Source organism: Rubripirellula reticaptiva (assembly GCF_007860175.1).
Taxonomy (GTDB): Bacteria; Planctomycetota; Planctomycetia; order Pirellulales; family Pirellulaceae; genus Rubripirellula; species Rubripirellula reticaptiva.
The window spans coordinates 447,733-464,973 of the sequence record NZ_SJPX01000004.1 but is presented as its reverse complement, the minus strand read 5'-3'; the positions used below and the strand labels follow the sequence as shown (position 1 = coordinate 464,973).

The following is a 17,241-nucleotide window of genomic DNA, read 5'->3' as shown; positions in this document are numbered from 1 at the left end:
GTCTCATGTTCTTTGTGTCTATTCGTCACCGCCAAGACCATAGTCTTTGATCTTTTTGTGCAGCGTGTTGCGGTTGATTCCTAGACGTGACGCGGCCTTCGTCTGGACGCCGCCACAGGCGATCAAGACCTGTGCGATGACCTCGCGTTCGATTTGCTCGACGATCGTGGAGTGAACGTTCTCGGCCATCGATCCGGCCTCGCTGATTCCCTGCATCACCAAGCCTTTTGCCATCGATTCAAAGTCGCCAGCGGGCGGAACATCGTCCGACGGCTCTTCCTTGCCAGTCACGCAAGCCGGTAACACGTCAACCGTCAACTCGTCGGTTTCAGCCATCACGACCGCTCGCTCGATGTAGTTTTGCAACTCACGAACGTTCCCTGGCCAATGATAATCTTGCATCGCTTCGATCACCCCAGGCCCCATGTGCACGACATAACGATCGTTGACTTCGTTATAATGCTCTAGAAAAAACGAGACCAATGCCGGGATATCATCGCGGCGGCGGCGCAGTGGCGGAATCTCGATCGGCACGACATTCAAACGCCAATACAAGTCTTCACGAAATCGTTCGGCCCGCACCTCTTTCATCAGGTCCCGGTTGCTGGCCGCAACGATCCGCGCATCGGTGCGAAGTGTATTGGTATCGCCAACTCGCTCGAATTCCTTTTCCTGCAGCACTCGCAACAGTTTCACTTGCAGGGTCAGCGAGGTGCTGTTGATTTCATCCAAGAACACCGTGCCTCCGTGACCGGCTTCGAATCGTCCCGTCCGATTGGCAACGGCTCCGGTGAAGGCGCCGCGAACATGGCCAAACAGTTCGCTTTCGAGCAAACTCTCACTCAGCGCACCACAGTTGACTCGCACAAAGGGGCCGCCGCTGCGGCGGGATAAGCGGTGAATGGCGCTGGCAACCAGCTCTTTCCCGACCCCGGTTTCACCCAAGATCAGTACCGACGCATTGCTAGCCGCGACACGCCGAGTGACTCGATACACATCCTGCATCGCCGGCGAATTGCCGATGATGCCGGAAATCGGAGGCCCGCCCGAACCATGGGACGAGGAGCCGCTTGAAGTGATGCCAAGTATCGCCATGAAGGTCGCAGGGGAAGAACTCAGAATTATCGCGTATCCGTACCTCTCGGGTCCCCAAAACGATCACTCGCTTTGCGGGTCCGGCCTCCCGAGAGACAAGAGCGTAACGCCAACCCATTCTTTTTGGTAGGCAACGCAGCAGGGCCCCCCCAATAGTCCGGCGACTGCCCGATCGATCGCCCGTTATCAGCGGTGGGAATCGCCACTAGCCATAAGTTCCTTGGCGCTGCGACGATACCGCTGCCGATCCAGCACCGACATCGCCGGCAACCGCCGACGACTCTCAACCTGACTGATCATGGCGTCAAATCCACTGGTCGAAACCGGCGGATCCACCAACATGATCGGTGCCGTCCAGCGAGATTGATCCAACGAGACCCCAATCCCGTCGGCATCCCCGGCGACGCCGTCATCATCATAAAACAGAATTGGAATTTCGCCGCCGCGCGAAGATCGACGCACAACGTCAACCATCTCGACCGGTGCCAAGTCGGACAATTGAATTTTCGACAAGATCATCCTCACGTCGCCGCCTTGACTGACTTCGCGTTCAAGAGCAGACACGCTTCCCACCACGGCTGAATCCCACCCCATTTCGGCAATCAGTTGTTCGAAACGGTTTGAAACCGCGGAACGAGTTTCCACCACAATCGCCTTGGGCTGATCGCTCAAGCGAGCCATCTCGGCCAGCGTCTGTTTGACACGACTGCTGCCTGGATAAGCGCTGCTGTTTGCGATGGTCGAAACGAGTTCAGCTGCTTCGTAACGCACGCGCGGAACCGGTGACCACGCAAGCTCGACCAAACGAGTCGGTTTGCTGCCGTGTGAACGCAAGGCCGCATCCGCGTCGATCGAACTGGTCGTATCGGCAAACAGTCGAATCAATCCGATCAGTGCCGGCGTGTTGGTCGTCGACGTTAACGTGCCCGCCGATGAGCCAGCCAAATTTGACGACGTCGTGAACTCGATTGCTCGCATCAACGTGTTTTCTCGAATCGCCGGCGCCCATAAAGTACGCACCTGTTGAATCTGTTTCGGATCACCCCAATCCGGATCGATCACTACTCGGTACGCAAGACTTGCGGCCAACGTCGCCGCATCGATGTCGATTGAATCCACACCTAGGCGGCGCAAGCGAAGGGCTGCATCGGCCGCGTCGCGGTAAGCGGCCAACATCGCTTGAGTCGTCTGATCGGTTACGCCATTTCGGTCGGCATTCACCATCCAAATGGTTCGCGTTTGGTCATCGTTATCAATCGACGAAGCCAACTCGACTTTGTCATCAAGGTCGTCCGACAACAGTTCAATGGAGTCACGCAGACTTGGCATCGACGGTGCTATTGGTGTCAACGCGAGCGCCGCAGCCGATCGCTCGGACTCGCTAGAGTCTTGTGCATGCAGCGAGGTCACAAAGTCGGAAACAAAAGCAGTCGCGTCGATCGTTGCCAAAGCCTCGATCGAACGCTGCCGAACGATCGGCGATCCATAGAGTGCTAATTGACGAAGCGCATCGGGACCGCCTGTCCCAAAGCGATTCAAAACACTCAAAATCTGTTCATGCGAACTGGCCGATCGATCGGCAACCGCAGCCGCAACCAATTGAGCAATCGCCACGTTACCACCCGCCAGGATCGTGCGGACCGCTGGCAGACGCTGATCCGCCGACGGACGGTCGAGCAATTCAATCGCCTTGATGATCCGATCGGGTGATGCCATTTGAGCCGAAAGGGCTTCGCCAATCTTGTCCAAGTTCGCCTTCGCTGCGTCACTGACTTGGTCGCTTTGCTTGATGCGGAAGAAAACATCCGAACCAATTCTGGCAGCCATTGCCGCCGCGTCGGCCGCTGATAATTTCTTGTCTGCCAACGTCACAAGCAATTGATCGACCCCAGCCCATCGTCCCGTTCTGGCCAAACTGGCAACCGAATCCGCGAATCCAGCGTTACCGCGACCGGATTGTTCCAATAGCTGACGACCGATTAAATCGGCAGCATCGTTGACCGTGTCACTCTCTTGAGCCCCGCTATTCGGCGTCCACGGCCCCGCTGCGACCATAGAAACCCCGAAAACCGCGGCAAAACGCAGCGACAAAAGCCAACGACGACCGTGAAGGAAACGGGTGGCGTGAGGTACCAATAAGCAGCGGTCGGAGGAGGGGATCGACATTCGGGCGCATTCGAAAAAAGACAGTACGAAAGAAACGATGCCGCCATGATAGTTGATGCTGCCCGGCCGGCGAACCGAATGTCAGATTCACGGACAACGGCAACTAAATTGGGCCGTCGTCCTCCGCTTGTTGCGCGGCCACGAGTTCGTCGTGATATTTCCTCGCCAAAGATCCCTCGGGTTCCTTCGCCAACGAATCGATTTGATGCTGAACCCGCTTTTTCTTCGCGGACCACACTTGACGCGAATGCTCGATTCCCGGCTTGACGACGCTGGCCTGCGCCTGACGCTTCACTGTCAATTGGGTCATAAATTCACGGTCCGTTTGTACCGCAGAATCGAAAATGTACTGTGCATCGGACTGTTGATAAGTCACCTGAGTAACCGGGTCCACAGGCAATCGCTTCTCGACAACCGGTGTAACCTGCGGCGATCCAAGCACTGACCAAAATGTCCAGACCAAAACGGCAGCCGACAAAGCAATCGAAAGCCCTTTACAGAACCGTAGTGACTTTGATTCAGTCTTTCGCTTCGTCTTTGTGTCTGTCTTTGTTCGTCGATTCGTTGTCATTAAAACGCCTTGAGTCTTTTTCAAACTCGATGTTGTCAATATTTATTCAGTAATGATCGTCGGCAGGTTGTTCGCGATCTCTTCAAAGATCGCAACCAACTCAGCACCCGACGCTGCGTGGTAGTGTTTGCCACCACCGATCTGGGCGACGTCTTCCATTTTGTCCTGATCTGCACCGTCGCCAAACGTGACCGTATGGATAGTCAAGTTGTACGATCCCATTAATTCTGATGCGACAGTTTCGGGGTCAATTCCCGAGTTGTGAATCCCATCGGTCATCACAACCATCGTCTTCGATGCATATGGCCGAGCATCGCTGGCAAGCAATGCTTGGATCCCCGACTGCATTCCCTTGCCAATCGCAGTACTGCCGCCGGTGTTCAAACCATTAACAACATTACGAACCGTTTGAAAATCCTTTTCCAACCAACAGTCAAGCGAAGCCGAGCTTGAATAACTGGCAACGGACACTTGCTCTTCTTGACTGGTCGTATCGAGAACGTCTAGGAACGCGTCAACTGCGATCACCAATTCTTGCCAAGGTGACATCGGTGCAGGGCCTAATCCGTAGTAATCTTCCCATGCCCATTGTTGGTAGGTCGTCGAGTCGACCCCGTTAGCGTAGTAATAGTTTCCGTAGTACTTCGTCAGCTTACCTGCACTGACACCTGCGTCTTTTGCTGCCGTCGACCAAGGTGATTTGTTGTAAGGCCAATCGAACTCGACGGTTTCCATCGACCCCGATCGATCCAATACAACCGAAATGTCACGGTCAACCTGCATGGCAACAGCGTCTTGCACTGTTTCAAAAACGCTCGCATTCAAAACGCCGGGAATGACCAACGGCACACTGCCTGACAGCCCGCCTCCGTCACGCCGCCCCATGACTCGAAGCGCGCTGGCGATCTTTTGGCCGCTTGCAACCTGCGATGTTGGAATTTTCACAAACACGTAGCGACCATTTACACCGTTAGGCTGAGTCGTTTCGCCAAACTCAATTTCATTCGCAGAGTCATTGGTACGAAGCTGGAGTGGCTCGCCATTTACCAAGTTCATTGCGGCAGTTGTTGCAGCTGCCGTTTTCGCTGCAGACACCGTTTGAGTCTCGCTAAACGCGCGACCGCCGGCGCGTGCCGCTGCATCCGTTGCCACCATCAACTCAGTACGAGTCAATTGCATCTGCGCCGTGTTAATGCAAAACGCCGCCAAGATCGCTAGCACCGGCAATAGTACGGCAAGCAGTCCCATTACCGCGCCCCGGCGAGCACGACCGCAAGACAGATTCGGGCGACAAAGATTGATTGGAGTGCGGCTGCCATTCATGATCAGGATTCCAGGCAAAAGAGAGCAAGACAAGGTGTTTGGATTCATTCAGTATTCGAAGCAGATCGAGAGTCCGAAGACAGTGATGGCTACTGTTCGTAAAAACCGTCATAGCGTTCGGTTCGCATTCGCACAGTCGACGAAAGGTCTGACGTTGGCAAAAAGAACGGTGCGAACAATGCAACTTCACCCATATCCACCGTTACCGTCACCGTCACCGATGTTGAATCAGTACCGATTGACGAAACGTTAACTTCATAGCCATTGTTCAAGAGCGATCCCATGATGCGACTCGCTTCGTTGACGGCTTCTTCCGATGTTGCGCCGGGAACAATCGCAACACGAGCCGCATAGTACGCCGCATCTTGGCTGAGGTTGCGAACCATGTTCATGCGTGCAAATTCCATACACGTCAAAATGATAAGCAACAAAATGTTGGCGATGATCGCAAACTCAACCGACGACACCCCTAGCCGAGATAGACCTCGCCGGCGATGGCTTCGCGCACGTCGTTTGGGGTGAAGGGGATGAGGCATGTTTCAATTAGTTGTTAAGGTTTTCGTACTCTTTGCGCATCGTGCAACTCGCTGACACAATCAGATCCGCGAATCGATCGGTGGGAATCAACAGGTTCCCCGCCGTTGGCACATTCACGGTGACGGTGACGTTTTCAAGCGTTGCGGCCGACTCGAAACCAGGCGAACTGAACGTGCAAACGCCGGCGTCGTACTGAACATTTCGTTCGTCCAAAAACTCTTGGACACGTGTGGTCACATCGGCATTTGTTCGCCCACGGCCAACGCCTTGACGAGCGCCCTCGTAAGCAGCAAGCACTGCCGACTCTTTCAAGAACATCACCGAACAAACGTCGATGGTACCGATCGTCAATGTGAGCAACACCGGCAACACGATTGCGAATTCGATCGTCGCAATGCCACTTCGGCGAGCGTCACAACGACGGCGACGACGTGTAGGAGTGAGTGAAAACAACATTGATCGAAAGGCTGTATGAGGAGGAAAGTTCCTGATGTAATGGAACCCTAGGTCATAAACCTTCCCCAAGCGAAAAATCTTTCCAAGATTCGCTTGCCCTACACTCATTGCCGTGCCTACACGGCTACGATTGCCTTGCTAATCGATACAACCGTCGCGATCCGACGACACCAGGCAGATGCGTGCTGCCCGGTTTTGTGATTGAGTAATGTTCCGTCAGCAATTTCCCAATGGTCAGTCACTAATGGCAAATGCTATCGATCAGACTTCGATTTCGAAAATCGCTTCGATTTCTACTGCCATGCCGGCCGGCAACGCGTTGGTGCCCATGGCGCTGCGGGCGGCAACACCGTTTTCTTCACCGAACACGTCGCGAAACAATTCGCTACATCCGTTGATGACTGCAGGTTGCTGGTCAAAACTATCGCTGCATCGGACAAGACCGAGCAACTTGACCAGTCGCTTGACTCGGTCGAGGCTGCCGAGATGTGTTTGCAAGGTCGCCAAGATCGCCATCCCGGTCATCCGTGCCGCGTCGTAACCAGCTTCGACGTCCATGTCCAATCCCAGCCGACCGGTGATCAACTTTTTGTCAGGTTTCAGCGGTCCGTGTCCGGACAGATAGGCCAAATTGCCAGCAATCACGAGTGGTTTGTACAGACCAATGGGCTTTGGTGACGGTGGCAATACGATGTTCAGTTCGCTCAGTCGGGCTTCGTTGCTCATAGCATCATTCTCGGGGCGAAATACTCGGGCGAGGAAAATAGTCAATTTGCAAAACGTAAAGCACCCGGCGGGGTTTGAAAACGATACGATCAAATGTGGCACCGATATTCGGTCGCACCCCCACCACCCTCTTTCGCGAGCCAGACATGTTGCGTTACCTCTTTTCCGCCATCGTCGCGTTTTCTGTCACGACGACTTGGACACCCGCCAACGCCGAATCCTTAAAACCGGGAACCGTTGACCTGCAGTCACTCGGCCCAATGACATTCACCGATGATGGTGTGCTGTTGGTTGGCGACCCAAAAGCAGCGACGGTTTATGCCATCGCGATCGAAGCTAAGGAAAGCGAAACCGGCAACCAAAAACCGGCCGATTCGACCCTTAGGATTCCTAACCTGCGGAAAGCGATCGGCGACCTTGTTCGATCAGCCGCTGACGACATCACGATTGGCGACTTGGCCGTCGACCCATCCTCGCAAACGATCATCGTGTCCGCAGAAGGCAAGGGACGTTTTCATCTGCTCAAAGTACTGGCCGACGGTTCGCTGCAGGTCATCAATCTTGACAAAATCAACCACGCCGCGAAGCAGCTTCCCAATCCACCCGCCGATAAGATGACCGGCCAAGGTCGTCGTCAAAAGAACTTGCGTCTTGAATCGATCACGGACATCGCATTTTTTGATGGCAAAGTCATCGTGTCAGGCGTTTCAGCCGATGCGTCACCGTCCAACGTGATGGAGTTTTCGTTCCCGTTCTCGGACAACAGTATCGTCACCAACGTCCAGATCTACCATGCCGCGCACGGCCGAGTGGAAGAGCCGACGATTCGTACGTTTGTGCCCATGACGATTGATGGCGAAGCAACATTGCTAGCCGGATTCACCTGCACGCCGCTGGTTCGATTTTCAGTCGATAGCCTCAGCGGCAAAGAGACGGTTCGCGGCACCACCGTCGCCGAACTTGGCAACTGGAACAGCCCCATCGACTTGATCACTTACGAAAAAGATGGCAAGTCCAGCTTGTTGATGACCAATACGGCTCGAGGCGTGATGAAGATCAGCACCGACGACATCCAAAATGCGCCCGGGCTGACCGAAAAAGTTTCTGGCGGCGGAACGGCTGGCCAATCGTTTGAAACGATCGTTGCCTACGAGGGCACAACCCAGCTCGACAAGCTGTCCGACCAACAAGCCGTCGTCATCATCGGCAAGGCAGACGAAGTGCTGCAATTGGTCGTGATGGATCTGCCTTAGTTCTTGACGAGGGCGATCATGGTTTTGTGCTGAGTTCTGGCATGCTGAGTTCTGGCATGCTGGGCGGATCCGCAGGCGAGGGTATCCAGAGGTCTTCGACTTCTTGACCGCCTGCGTCCGTCCGGACCAGCAAATAGATCCCACCGACCAACGCCCAAAACAACGTCATCGACACGACCACCGGCAACTGACGGCACAGCATCGTGGCCATGCCAATCGATTGAGGCGGGCTGCCCGCCATGTTCATCGACACGCTTACGATCGCTTCGGTCGCTGATCCAACGCCTTTGGCGATCAAGGCGCCCACAACCAATAACACGATCGACACGGCCACGTACATCAACCACCGCAGCGGCCTGCGATAGAAGTATTCATACCCGCGACTGAGCGAATCCAACGGATCAGGTTGCGGTTCGTTCGATACGGCGGCCCAGGCCATTGGGATCGCGGGGAATGCGCCCAACGCCAAAATGCCGGCCGGAATGGCAATGATCGCGGCCAGTCCACCCATGCCCAATTCAGCAACGCTGACCCCCGCAAAGAATCTTGCAACCAGTCCGATTCCCCACACGATCGCGCCGATCATCAACACGCAAATGCCGGGTACGATGGCGACGATCCACGCCGACGGTGTACGCGAAATGGCGTGCCTCACCACGACGGACAATCCCATCATGGGACGATCGGCAGCCAACAATGCTCCTTGGCGAACCAAGACCAAGGCAACGGGAATCCAAACCAACAGCGACCAGGCCAGCCTGAGCACAGCCACCCAAGTACTCGTGTACGATGGCCGCATGAGCAAAGCTGACGGCGAAATCGTCCACAGATGCTGAGCTACTAAAACGACGGGAGCAAATAAATAGCCGCTAATCGAACTGAGACTGCCAAGATGTCGGGGTTCGCTACCGAATAGGAACCACGCTCCCAACGCATCAATTGCCATCGCAACCGCAGTAACGCACAACAACGATGGTGCACCGGCGACTCGCAAAACCCGCCCCAACCTGATCCATGGAAAGATGTCGACCCAGTCACGAACTCGGGCCAGGACGCCAGTTTCCAGATCGTATCCTCGGTGAACTGATTCAGAGTGTCTTGATTCAGAGTGTTGTGATTCGGGGTCGGTCACGGCTTGCACTTGAGAGCAGGAGAGTGTCGGGGCAAAAAAAGTCAAACGCTGTTAGAATCAATCGACAAACGCCGCCAAATCCTAGCGGAACCCGACGTCTAGTGTGAATCGTAGAAACTCAACATGGCTGAATCCCAAAAGAGCGGCCCAAGTGAAGCCGACATTTTCCTGATCGATCAGATCCGCCAGGGCGATGCGGCCGCCTGGCAAACGCTAATCGAGCGGTTTGAGGGACGATTGTTGGCATTCACCGAAAGCCGCATTCGAAATCGAGCCAGCAGCGAGGACATTGTCCAAGAAGCCTTTGTCGGATTTTTGATCAGCCTGCCGAATTACGACGGCAACCGGCCGCTAGAAAGTTACCTGTTTTCGATCTGTGCCTATAAGCTGACGGACCACTTGCGTCGCGAGGGACGTCGTCCGTCGATCCAGATGCACCATCGTGCTAGCAACGGTGACGAACGAATGATGGAAACGCCGGGTTCCGAACGAGTCGCCAGCTCGATCGCTCGCAGTGTCGAACGGAAGTCGATCGAAGAGGCCGCCGTCCGAGACGCGATCGCCGAACAGATATCTCGCTGGAAGGACGGCGATGGCTGGACGAAACTGAAAGCGATCGAAATGCTGTTCGTCATCGGAACATCAAATAAAGAAGTCGCCGAGGCGACGGGTCTGACCGAGCAACAGGTCGCCAACTACAAGAGCGATTTCCAGATCCGCCTGCGCGCGATCGTCAAGCGAATGGAACTTGACGAAGGTGTGTTCCCTGAACTTGCCCAATGACAACTTTGAACGTCACTCAGCCCCCACTTCTACTTCTGCTGCCGGAATTGGTGGAGACGAGATCAGGTAGCCACTCCAAAACAGTGGCTGGTCCCCGGTAATGCCTTCGCGATCGTGCTCCGATTTCATCAACAACGGTTCGGCGGCCGGATCCAGCTCTCGGCTTCGCAACAACACCCTTGCTCGCGCCCACGATTCATTCATTCCCATGAATGGCAACTCTTGCAAAAACTCACGCAGCAAAATCGCCGACGATTCGCCGCCAACCGCCCAACGTGACAACAACACGCTGCGAACGCCGGATACATGCAATCCACAGAGCGTCGAAAAGATCTCATCACCGGTTCCCATCTGTCCGACATCAACGGACGTCCTTAGCCCGAACAAAACCACGCTGCGTGGAACTGACGTTGGAAAACGCAGCCATCCATGAATGGTTCCGTAGATCGAATCTTGATCATAAGACGCCAAGTTCATCGCAAGCGGAACTTTCAAGTTTGCCGGCCTCGCCGCAGCAACAACCAAATGCCCGACTCGGTCCGACAACAATCCAGTCGCCACATTCAAATCTTCGGGTAGCCGAATCGATTCGTTGGCCGACTCAACCACCGAGTCAAAAATCGACGCGTTCAATTCCAGATCACGCGGCGCAAAGAACTGATCGGCGGTGATTCCAATCACGCGACTGGTTGCTGGCTTTGCCGACGCCGTCAACGCCATGCCAGGCGTCGGTACGTAACGAATCGACAGATTGTCCGACAACAGCGACAAATCCTCGGGCGCATCGGGATCGGCAGCGGCCAAACTTGCCGGTAACAATTCGAACGGCAAGTACCACAACGGACCGTCGGGAACGATGATCAATTCATCAAACCGATCGGGGGAAAAGTAGGACTCGTCGGTGAAGATTCTGGCGGCGATCGCCGCCGCAATGGTTCGCCACTGGTCGCCTTCGGGCAATCGATTCCCTCTCGCCTTACCAACACCGATGCCATTGAGAAGCCGGCCGATATCGCCGGACAACCGATTCGCGCCCGCCACGTCCCAGGCTACGACTTTCCCATCGGTTGACAACGTCGCGTACAAGCGATTGCCGACAAAGGCGAACGTCAACAGTGCCGAACGCGCGGGCAGTTTCGCAACGGGCATCTTTTCTTCGAGCCGAGGAATTGCCATCTGTGGCAGCGACACCCGGTCCAACGCCAGCAACGTTGCTTTTGCTTCCAAAACTTCGATCTCGGCCAAGTTCGGCTCACCTTGGTTCGCTGCCCCGGCTCGAAGTTCAGCCATCAACGGACCGGCTGCCTTGCGGACCTCAGCGATCTCCGGTGCAAGCAACTGATCGTCGCCTCCCGCAATGGTACGGACCTGGGTGATCCGTCCACCAATCGGCAAACGATCGATAAACCGCGCCGCCAACATCGCGTCACATGCTTGCAGCACGGCTTCGGGATAGCCAGCCGAAACAGCCAAGTTGATTCTTGCAGCGTGCGCAGCCGAACGATCCACGATGACACCCGCAATTGCATCCACCGGATCGCGTCGCCAAACATCGAGAGTCGGTTCGTCACAGTATGTTTCCAGCCACTTGGATCCCGTACTTGCGCCCACGGAGGTACCGACGGCTTGGCCCAACAATCCCAATTGATAAATTCGCGGCATCGAAACGAGCGATTGCTTTCGATCGCGGCGATTCAAGACGAAGCTTTCGATACTGGCCAACGCTTGATCAAGGTCGGGCGAATTCCCCGATCCGAATGAGCCTCCACGGGCTGCAGAAATCCGTGCCAACACGTAGGCACCGTAGGCCTCCAAGCGAGGTTGAACGACATCTCGACGCGAGGAAAGTGCCTGAGCCTGCCCCAGCAACCCGGACGCTCCGTCAATATTGCCCGAAGTGACGGCCGCATCTGCGGCGGCAATCAAACAGTGCAGCGTACCCAATCGAGATTGGCGGCTCAGCGCGCCCGCTGCGACCGTTGCCATCTTGGCCACGCCGTCCGCCGTATTCGAATCGGCGCATCCGGCTGCTAACTGCATCGCTTCGCCAACCCATTCGGGCTGATCCAATGCGGCGGCCGAGTTGGCGATATTGGCGGCAATGCGGATCACGTCGGCCGGATTGGCCGACGCAGCCATCGTAGATGCCTGACACTGCAGCGAGATCGGAGTCAGCGGATGCACACCACCACCAACAGTCGCCGAACGATTCGCTTCTTCAACGACTTTCGTTTCGCTGTACCGCGCGTAGTAGCCAGCCGTTCGCATCGCCCCGATCAACGATCGGGCGACCGGGACATTCAATCCGGCCGGGAACTTCGTGGCGTCCACCAACCCGCTTGCCATCGGATCGTCCTCGGAAAGCGGGCCGAGAATGACGCGGCGACGGTAAGACGCGACCGCGATGCCACGCATGATTTCGATCACGTCCATCGGCCGCAGGTTTAGTTCCTCGACCACACCGCCCCGGACCAAGTCGGCTTCGGTTAGTTGCTTGCCCGATCGAAACAGGATCCGGTCACTCGTCGGAATCACATTGACTGATGCTGCTTCGGGCCACAACCAAGTTGGCCTCGATCGCTGGGCGCCAACGCGAACGGTCGATTCCCATTCGACCCGACTTATCCATCCTTCATAACGAATCGCGATTTGAAAAGCTTGATCGGCGTACTGTCGCGCAAGCGGCACGTTTCCCATATGCCAATAACACTCACCCAACATCGCCAGAGCGGGGATCGCGTCGATCATCCGTCCATTGACGTTGCGACGAGTATCTCGCAGAGCCGCGTCAAAGGCATCGACCGCGTTGGGCAAGTCGCCGCTGCGATAGACCTCCAGCGCCAGGTAATACGTTGGGGCCGGATATTGCCCGTAAGGCTGGGATCCTCCCAAAATGCCGATCCCGCTACCCGGGCCTTGGCCCGCCGCCGGTGTCAAAGAGGCCATTCCACAAATCGCAGTCAAAAATGCAGCGAACAGCCAATCAACCCATCGTTTCGGCGAATCAAAAGGTACCTGAGGGCCAAACGAAGACGCGACGAGCGAAGTTTTCCGACTCCGCCCCACCATCAGATTGTCGGTCGGTGGCACAATCACTCGAAAACCGCGATGATGCGGTAGGCAAAACGGGAATTGCATAGCGAAGCTGGCCGAGATTACGAGAAAACAGGTTTCCTTTCCATCGTAGAGACTCCCATGGAAAGCGGCGAACCGAATTCGAAGTTGCCTGCAAAGAAACACCATACCGCTTCAAAAACTCGCGTCAGAGGGCAGCCCGGGCGGCGATTCTAAGTCGCCAGGGACGCCAAAAACAATCACAGTTGACCCATTTCCCCTAAACCCGTAACTTTAGCTTACAGAACGATTTACGAGAGATCATGCGAGCCAACGCTCGCGGGGGCTGCAATCAATGCCCCCATCAGGGACGAACTTCTATTAAGCATCTGCGGTGTGGCAAATGCAGCCGCCGACAGCTTTCGGTTAAATACAATTTCATAAAACCATGTCATTTTTTGAACAGATTTGGGACGTCCTGGGTGTCGTCTTTGGTGGCCTCTTCAGCTCCGTTGAACGCGGAATCACGGCCGTTTTCGGATCCGCGAACGCGCGGACGGTTGCTCGCTTTCGCGAGAAAGCCGATCGAATTACGGCGATGGAGCCGAAATACGCTGCACTGAGCGACGAAGAATTGCGTCGCCAGACTGACGTGCTGCGCGGGCGGCTGCGCGAAGGCGAATCACTCGATGACATTCTCGAAGACGCATTCGCCGTTTGTCGCGAAGGCGGCAAGCGATTCATGGGCATGCGTCACTACGATGTTCAGCTAATCGGTGGCATGGTGTTGCACTCTGGCGGCATCGCCGAAATGGTCACCGGTGAAGGTAAGACGTTGGTGGCAACCCTGCCAACGTACCTGAACGCGCTCGAAGGCAAAGGCGTTCACGTCATCACGGTCAACGATTACTTGGCTCGCCGCGACATGGAATGGATGGCGCCGCTGTTCATGAACCTGGGTTTGACCATCAATGCCATTCAATCGGGCATGTCGACATCGCAAAAGCAAGCCGCATACCAATGCGACATCACCTACGGAACCAACAACGAGTTCGGCTTCGACTATCTGCGTGACAACATGCGTCCGGCCGCCAAGGGTGACCAGCGTTTCCCGAGCGATGTGCAGCAGTGCCAAGGCCCGCTGAACTACGCAATCATTGACGAAGTCGACAACATTCTGATCGACGAAGCTCGGACGCCACTGATCATCAGCGGACCTGCCGACTTGGACCTCGGTCGTTACCAAGAAGCCGACAAAGTCGCTAGAAAACTGGTCAAAGAAACTCACTTCACGGTCGACGAAAAGCAACATAACGTCACGCTGACCGACGAAGGCGTACGCGAAGCCGAACGTTTGGCTGGTGTTGAAAGTTTCTACACCGCCGGCAACATGGAATGGCCGCACCTGATCGACAACTCGCTGAAGGCTCATTACCTGTATCGATTGGACGTGAACTACGTCGTCAAAGATCGTCAGATTGTGATCGTTGACGAGTTCACCGGGCGCTTGATGGAAGGCCGCCAGTGGTCCGACGGGCTGCACCAAGCCGTCGAAGCCAAGGAAGGCGTGCCGATCAAGCAAGAAACGCAGACGTTCGCGACCGCTTCATTGCAAAACATCTTCAAGATGTACAAGAAGTTGTCGGGAATGACGGGCACGGCGATGACTGAGTCGACCGAGTTCATGAAGATCTACAACTTAGACGTCGTCGCGATTCCGACGCACCGTCACATGAAACGGATCGAACACCCCGACCTGATCTATCTGACCGAAAAAGACAAGTTCAAGGCGCTTGCTGATGAAGTCGAACGCGCTCATAAGTGGGACGTCATCAATACCAAAGATGACGAACACTGGGGAATCATCCAGAGCGAAACGGACGACGAAATCAATATCATCCTGAAGGGTGAAAAGCTTGCCGAGAAAATTCCAAAGTCGAAAGTCACATCAGTCGAACGAAAAGGCCGTCCGGTTCTGATCGGTACGGTCAGTATCGAAAAAAGCGAGCGGTTGTCCGAACTGTTAGAACGCCGTGGGATTGTTCACGACGTCCTGAATGCAAAACAGCACGGCCGAGAAGCTGACATCGTTGCCCAAGCGGGTCGATTGAACGCGGTCACGATCGCGACCAACATGGCCGGTCGCGGTACTGACATCATCCTTGGCGGTAACCCCGAAAACATGGCCTGGGCGCAACTGCAACACGAGTACCCGACTCGTTTGGAAGTACCCGACGAGGTCTGGAACACCTTGGTCGAAGAAATCGACCAACGCGAAAAAATGAGCGAAGAAGGCGAAGTCGTTCGCGAAATCGGCGGCCTGTACGTGCTGGGCACTGAACGTCACGAATCACGCCGAATTGACTTGCAGCTTCGCGGTCGTTGTGGTCGCCAAGGCGACCCCGGTTCCAGCCGATTCTTCTTGTCGCTTGAAGACGACTTGATGCGGATTTTTGCCGGTGATTTCGTCAAGAGCATGATGGAACGTCTGGGCATGAAGGAAGGCGAAGCGATCGAGTCGCAAATGGTGACGCGCCGAATAGCGGCCGCGCAGAAGAAGGTCGAAGAACGCAACTACGAAATTCGCAAGAGCTTGCTGGACTATGACGAAGTCATGGACGAGCAACGCAAACGTGTTTACCGCTATCGCCAAAACTTGTTGGACGGACACAGTTCACGCAAGATGATCCTGGACCTTGTTCGGGGCCAAATCACCAAGTACGTCGACTCGTTCTTGGAACCCAACTACGGCGTCGACTCATTCGCATCGTTTGCAGGTTCGAAACTGGATTGCCAGCTGGAACCGCGTGACTTTGTGAATATGGATTTCGAAATGGCCGACTCGTACGCCAAGGACATGGCCGAGCGAGCCTCCGAAGTGACAGTCGCCGAGATCGTGGAAGAAAACCTTCCCGAATCGATGGAAGACGAATGGAACTGGAAGGCGATGGCGACCTGGGCGAACACTCGTCTGGGCACCAACTACCAAGAGCACTCGCTGCAGAACATGGATCGCGACGAGATGATCGACGAATTGACCAAAATCGCTCACGAGCGAGTCAGCACGATCGATTTGTCGGAAGCCCAAATGATGCTGGATACGGACTTTGGTCTGCGAACACTTAGCGCGTGGATGCATCATAAGTTCGGCATTGAAACGACTCCGGACGAATTCCGCGACGTCGAAGACCGACGCAAAATTGCTGCATCGCTGTACGAACGCGCCGAAGCTGCCTATCTGCACAAAGAAGCCGAGTATCCGGTTTTAACAGGACTATCAAAGTTCACGGAAAAACAAGACGGCCAAGTCTCGCTCGATCGCGAAGGATTGGTGCAATGGGTTTCGCGGCGGTTTGGTGCTTCGCTGGACGTCGACAATGTGCGACTGATTCGCGACGAACTGAAAGAACAATTGATCGAGTTCAGTCGCAACACGCACGGCGCAGCAGACGAGCAACACGCACTCGCAAAAACCAAACTCGACGCGGTCTTCGGCAAAGCAGATCCGAAAACGACCGCAGCGGTGGCCGGTGGCGGCAACGATTCACTGGACCAACTGACCCAGTGGTTAAATGATGAACTAAACCACCACTCGGCCAAAGAAGACTTGTCGAGAATGAACCGCGAAGAGTTGGCTCTAACGCTCGACGGCGCGGTCGATGATCGTTTCCATCCAGAAATGCGTCGCATGGAACGTCAGGTCTTGCTCAACATTGTCGACGACACGTGGAAAAACCACTTGTTGACGATGGACCATCTGCGCAGCAGTGTCGGATTGAAGGGCTATGCCCAAATGGACCCCAAGGTCGAGTACAAGCGCGAAGGCATGCGGTTGTTTGAAACGATGTGGGAATCGATTGGCGAGCGAGTCACCGATTTGATCTTTCGGATGGAATCCTTGAACGAAGAGTTCATTCGCAGCACCTATGTCGAAGGCCAGGCTCACCACGATGATGCCGATTCGGCCATGGCTGTCGCATCGCAATCGACGCCGGCACAAGCCGCTGCGGAATCCAGCAACCAAAGCAACGAGGAAGTTCGTCCCGACCCGATCCGAAACGATGGACCACGCGTCGGCCGAAATGATCCGTGCCCTTGCGGTAGCGGGAAGAAGTACAAAGCCTGCCACATGCGAAAGTAGGCGA

12 protein-coding genes are annotated in these 17,241 nt (G+C 55.3%); 3 read left to right on the top strand and 9 right to left on the bottom strand.

Features of this window, described 5'->3' with window-relative positions; genetic code table 11:
• Positions 1 to 18: 18 nt before the first annotated feature.
• The 7 genes from Poly59_RS18780 to Poly59_RS18750 form a co-directional block, all read right to left on the bottom strand.
• Complete coding sequence (locus tag Poly59_RS18780) at positions 19 to 1,005, bottom strand: sigma-54 interaction domain-containing protein (protein ID WP_246151819.1); 987 nt, start codon at positions 1,003 to 1,005, stop codon at positions 19 to 21.
• A gap of 276 nt (positions 1,006 to 1,281) precedes the next feature.
• Positions 1,282 to 3,261, bottom strand: coding sequence for a HEAT repeat domain-containing protein (locus Poly59_RS18775; RefSeq protein ID WP_146535652.1), 1,980 nt, complete (start codon positions 3,259 to 3,261; stop codon positions 1,282 to 1,284).
• A 103-nt stretch (positions 3,262 to 3,364) separates the two neighbouring features.
• Positions 3,365 to 3,832: a hypothetical protein gene (locus Poly59_RS18770; RefSeq protein ID WP_146535651.1), complete on the bottom strand. Its 468-nt coding sequence runs from the start codon at positions 3,830 to 3,832 to the stop codon at positions 3,365 to 3,367.
• A gap of 42 nt (positions 3,833 to 3,874) precedes the next feature.
• The gene (locus Poly59_RS18765; protein ID WP_246151758.1) at positions 3,875 to 5,155 is read right to left on the bottom strand and encodes a vWA domain-containing protein; all 1,281 of its coding nucleotides are present in this window, start codon (positions 5,153 to 5,155) and stop codon (positions 3,875 to 3,877) included.
• Positions 5,156 to 5,244: 89 nt separating this feature from the next.
• Entirely contained in the window at positions 5,245 to 5,691 is a 447-nt protein-coding gene (locus Poly59_RS18760; protein WP_146535650.1) for a TadE/TadG family type IV pilus assembly protein, read from the bottom strand.
• Positions 5,692 to 5,698: 7 nt separating this feature from the next.
• A complete protein-coding gene (locus Poly59_RS18755) occupies positions 5,699 to 6,148 on the bottom strand; it encodes a TadE family protein (RefSeq protein WP_186776378.1) in 450 nt (149 codons plus the stop codon).
• 261 nt (positions 6,149 to 6,409) lie between these two features.
• Positions 6,410 to 6,874 (bottom strand): RidA family protein, encoded by a 465-nt coding sequence (locus Poly59_RS18750; RefSeq protein WP_146535648.1) that lies wholly within the window; start codon positions 6,872 to 6,874, stop codon positions 6,410 to 6,412.
• 146 nt (positions 6,875 to 7,020) lie between these two features.
• On the opposite strand from Poly59_RS18750, the gene Poly59_RS18745 reads away from it, so the two are divergent.
• Positions 7,021 to 8,127, top strand: coding sequence for a hypothetical protein (locus tag Poly59_RS18745; protein ID WP_146535647.1), 1,107 nt, complete (start codon positions 7,021 to 7,023; stop codon positions 8,125 to 8,127).
• A gap of 16 nt (positions 8,128 to 8,143) precedes the next feature.
• Here the strand turns inward: Poly59_RS18745 and Poly59_RS18740 are convergent, their stop codons facing one another.
• Positions 8,144 to 9,259: a hypothetical protein gene (locus tag Poly59_RS18740; RefSeq protein ID WP_146535646.1), complete on the bottom strand. Its 1,116-nt coding sequence runs from the start codon at positions 9,257 to 9,259 to the stop codon at positions 8,144 to 8,146.
• Between the two features lie 123 nt (positions 9,260 to 9,382).
• Between Poly59_RS18740 and Poly59_RS18735 the strand changes: the two genes are divergently transcribed.
• A complete protein-coding gene (locus tag Poly59_RS18735; protein ID WP_146535645.1) occupies positions 9,383 to 10,042 on the top strand; it encodes an RNA polymerase sigma factor in 660 nt (219 codons plus the stop codon).
• Positions 10,043 to 10,054: 12 nt separating this feature from the next.
• Here Poly59_RS18735 and Poly59_RS18730 read toward each other — a convergent pair whose 3' ends face one another.
• Positions 10,055 to 12,988 carry a CHAT domain-containing protein gene (locus Poly59_RS18730; RefSeq protein WP_186776377.1) on the bottom strand — a complete coding sequence of 978 codons (2,934 nt, stop codon included), beginning with the start codon at positions 12,986 to 12,988 and terminating at the stop codon, positions 10,055 to 10,057.
• Positions 12,989 to 13,544: 556 nt separating this feature from the next.
• Between Poly59_RS18730 and Poly59_RS18725 the strand changes: the two genes are divergently transcribed.
• Positions 13,545 to 17,237: a preprotein translocase subunit SecA gene (locus Poly59_RS18725; RefSeq protein ID WP_146535643.1), complete on the top strand. Its 3,693-nt coding sequence runs from the start codon at positions 13,545 to 13,547 to the stop codon at positions 17,235 to 17,237.
• The last annotated feature ends 4 nt before the right edge of the window (positions 17,238 to 17,241 follow it).